The sequence below is a fragment of the Leptolyngbya cf. ectocarpi LEGE 11479 genome (assembly GCF_015207065.1).
Classification (GTDB): domain Bacteria; phylum Cyanobacteriota; class Cyanobacteriia; order Phormidesmidales; family Phormidesmidaceae; genus Leptothoe; species Leptothoe ectocarpi.
The window spans coordinates 1-2,946 of the sequence record NZ_JADEXP010000528.1 but is presented as its reverse complement, the minus strand read 5'-3'; the positions used below and the strand labels follow the sequence as shown (position 1 = coordinate 2,946).

General features: G+C 54.5%; 3 protein-coding genes. 1 reads left to right on the top strand and 2 read right to left on the bottom strand.

The genetic code is table 11. The annotated features are described in order from the left end of the window. A partial coding sequence (locus IQ260_RS29460) for a GumC family protein (RefSeq protein WP_193996612.1) occupies window positions 1–1,959 on the top strand: 1,959 nt, incomplete at its 5' end. A 71-nt stretch (window positions 1,960–2,030) separates the two neighbouring features. On the opposite strand, the gene IQ260_RS31315 is transcribed toward IQ260_RS29460, so the two are convergent. Both IQ260_RS31315 and dinB read right to left on the bottom strand, forming a co-directional pair. After that, the gene (locus IQ260_RS31315) at window positions 2,031–2,330 is read right to left on the bottom strand and encodes a DinB/UmuC family translesion DNA polymerase (RefSeq protein WP_265579593.1); all 300 of its coding nucleotides are present in this window, start codon (window positions 2,328–2,330) and stop codon (window positions 2,031–2,033) included. Window positions 2,331–2,374: 44 nt separating this feature from the next. Next, window positions 2,375–2,946: DNA polymerase IV (dinB, locus tag IQ260_RS31310; RefSeq protein ID WP_228016550.1), on the bottom strand; the 572-nt coding region annotated here is incomplete at its 5' end.

Sequence of the window (2,946 nt, the reverse complement as noted above, 5' to 3'; positions counted from 1 at the left end):
GTGCTGCGCAGTCCTGAGCTAGTTAACCAGGTATTAGAAGAGCTAAAAACGGTTGACCCTAACCTAGACTATGAGAGTCTGCTAAAAAATCTCACCATTAGACGGGTGGGGGAAACAAAAATTATTGAGGTGAGCTATCAGGGGAACGACCCGGTCAAAATCCAGGCGACGCTGGATGCCCTATCGGCTGTTTATCTTAAGTACAGCCTGGATGAGCGTCAGACTAATCTGCGCCAGGGCATTCAGTTTGTTGACCGCCAGCTGCCGGAGCTGAAGGGCCGTGTCGATGAACTCCAGGGACAGCTAGAGCGGTTTCGTCAAACCTACAACTTTCTTGACCCGGCCACCCAAAACCAACAAATTACGTCCCAGGCTCAGCAGCTGAGTACCCAGCGCCTTGCGGTTGATCGGCAGCTGGCTGAGGCGCGGGCTAACTACGATCTGTTGGTAGCCCAGGGCGGTGGCGAGGTCGCCTTACAAACGGCACCGGTCTATCAGCAGCTGATCCAAGAGCTGCGCCAGGTGGAGACAGAACTGGCCACCGAACTCACCCGGTTTCAACCGGGGAGTCTCAAGATTCAGGTGCTCGAAGAAAAGCGCCAGCAGATGCTGCCGGTGCTTGATGCAGAAGCGCAGCGGGTGCTCAATGCCCGCTATACCGAAGCGGCCAATGCCATTGAGGTTTTGGAAACCCAAAACCAAACCATTGCTTCGGCAGAGGCCCAGCTGCAAAATACCATGACCCAGCTGCCCACCTTGGCCCGACAATATAGCGATCTGCAGCGGGAGTTGGATATTGCGGTGGGAGCCCTGGGACGGTTTTTGGAAACCCGCGAAACGTTGCAAATCGAAGCGGCCCAAACGGAGATTCCCTGGGAGGTGATTGAGGCTCCCAACAAACCTGAGGTGCCAATTTCACCTAATACAAAACGTAGTCTGGTGCTGGGGGTAGTGGCCAGTCTGTTGGTCAGCGTCGGGGCGGCGTTACTCCTGGAAAAATTAGATATCATCTGTCGGACCGTTGAAGAAATTAAAGGGGTGGTGAAACTGCCGCTGTTGGGCACGATTCCATACCAGGCAGAGTTTGATGATTCTGAAGAGCAATCTGGCGGTGTAGGTCAGTGGCTGCAGCAGCGCCTGGGTAAAAAAGACGGGCTGGGGGCCAATGGCTACTACGGCTATGGTGGCTCCCAGTTCCTAGAGTCGATGCGGCTACTGCAGACCAACCTGATGCTGATGGGGGCCGACCGACCGATTCAGTCGATTATTTTGAGTTCGTCTATGCCGGGGGAGGGGAAGTCGACGGTGGCTCGACACCTGGCTCAAACGGCGGCCACCATGGGTAAACGGGTATTACTGGTGGATACTGATTTACGACGACCTACGGTGCATAAACGTCTGGGCATTCGAAACGAACGGGGTCTGAGCGATCTGCTGGCGGGCAATGCCAGCGTGGGTGATGTTTTGCAAAAGGCCATGCCCTTTGTGGACTTCTATGTGATTACTGCCGGAACGATTCCCCCTGACCCGGTCAAGCTGTTGTCCTCTAAACGGATGCGGCTGTTTATGAAACGGTTGGAAAAAGAGTTTGACCTAATTGTCTATGATGCGCCACCTCTAGTGGGTCTTGCCGATGCGACGTTGATTGCCCCACACACCGATGGTTTGATTTTGGTGTCTCGGGTGAATAAGTGCGATCGCAATATCCTAGAACACGCCATGGATAACATCAGCTTTACCAACATCCCTGTCCTGGGTCTGGTGGCCAACGGCGTCGCGGCTCAGGGCGGCGGCTACAAGTACTATTCCTCCTATGGCTACGATTCCACACCGGGGCTACCCGCCTCTAACAATCCACCCATCCCTGAGGAACGGCCCAAAGCTCTGGCAGGAGCCAGCTCCAACGGTGGTGCCAAGGGCGGTCTAAGTGTGTCTGACTTTCTAAAAGTGGGTAAGTAGGTCAGGATAGAGGACTGAGCGGAGTCGAAGTCCGGCTCAAGTAGAATTTATGTAATCTCTATCTCTAAGCATCACTCCTCCATAGGCAACGACAGCTGCTGATAGCCCACCGTATCGGCAGCTACGAGGTTTGCCATTGCCACCCCCAAGAGTCTGACTTGAGGCTCAGGTTCTAGATGGTGCTCCAGCAGTGCCTGGGCTAACGGCCCCATGTCAGCCGCCTGCTGTAGCGGGCTATCCACTGTGCGGCTGCGGGTCACTTGGCGATAGTCGGCATACTTAATTTTAAGGGTGAGGGTATAGCCCATTTTTTTGGCCTTAAGCAGCCGCGCTTCTACGTCGTCAACAATAGTTGCCAGCGCCGTGGCCATAGCCTCTAGCGTGTGCAGGTCTTTGGCAAAGCTGCGCTCTGCACCTACAGACTTACGAATGCGGTTGGGGTTGACCCGGCGGCTGTCCGGGCATTGGCAATACGAAAAAAATGCTGTCCTATTTTGCCAAAGTTGGCCACCAGGTCGGATTCGCTCCAGCGCTGTAGGTCAGCTCCGGTAGCAATACCCAGCTGGTTCATCTTGCGAGCGGTGGCGGGGCCAATGCCGTGGAATTTTTCGATAGGCAGGGTGGCGATAAAGTCCATGGCATCGGCTGGCAAAATCACATATAGCCCATTGGGTTTATTGATATCAGAGGCCATTTTGGCCAAAAACTTGTTGATGGAAACGCCAGCTGAGGCGGTGAGCTGGGTGGTTTCGGTAATTCGCTGTTTGATCGCTTTGGCGGTTGCGATCGCAGAGCCACCAGCGGTCACATCCAGATACGCTTCATCCAATGCCAGCGGCTCGACCAGGTCCGTATAGTCTCGAAAAATGTCCCGAATTTGTTCAGATACCTCGCGATATACATCAAATCGAGGACGGGCAAAAATCACCTGGGGGCAGCGCTGCACCGCAATTCGTGACGGCATGGCTGAGTGAATGCCATAGCGTC